This window comes from Campylobacter sp. GB48 (assembly GCF_049221845.1).
Classification (GTDB): domain Bacteria; phylum Campylobacterota; class Campylobacteria; order Campylobacterales; family Campylobacteraceae; genus Campylobacter_D; species Campylobacter_D lari_C.
The window spans coordinates 1-512 of record NZ_JBMJAR010000106.1 but is presented as its reverse complement, the minus strand read 5'-3'; the positions used below and the strand labels follow the sequence as shown (position 1 = coordinate 512).

1 pseudogene is annotated in these 512 nt (G+C 31.4%); it reads left to right on the top strand.

From position 1 onward, the window contains the following. A pseudogene (locus ACOTVC_RS09055) lies at positions 1-512 on the top strand (methyl-accepting chemotaxis protein); the annotation flags it as partial.

The following is a 512-nucleotide window of genomic DNA, read 5'->3' as shown; positions in this document are numbered from 1 at the left end:
ATGGCAAAAGCCATCAATGAAAATATTACTAGAACTAAAAATGCACTAGAACAAGATGCGAAAGCAGTAGAACAATCAGTAGATACAGCTAAAGAAATAGAAAGTGGTAATCTAACAGCTAGAATTACTGCAATTCCTGCTAATCCTCAATTAGTAGAATTAAAAAATGTATTAAATGATATGCTTAATGTATTAGAACAAAAGGTTGGTTCTAATATGAATGAGATTAATAGAGTATTTGATAGCTATAAAGCATTAGACTTTACAACTGAAGTTAAAAATGCTAAAGGTGGAGTTGAAGTAACAACTAATGTGTTAGGTCAAGAAATAGTAGCTATGCTAAGACAATCATCTGAATTTGCTTCTTTATTAGCAGATGAAAGTGGTAAATTACAAAGCGCTGTTAAAGACTTAACTGATTCTTCATCAAGCCAAGCTTCTTCTTTAGAAGAAACAGCAGCAGCACTAGAAGAGATTACTTCTTCTATGCAAAATGTTTCTCATAAAACTAG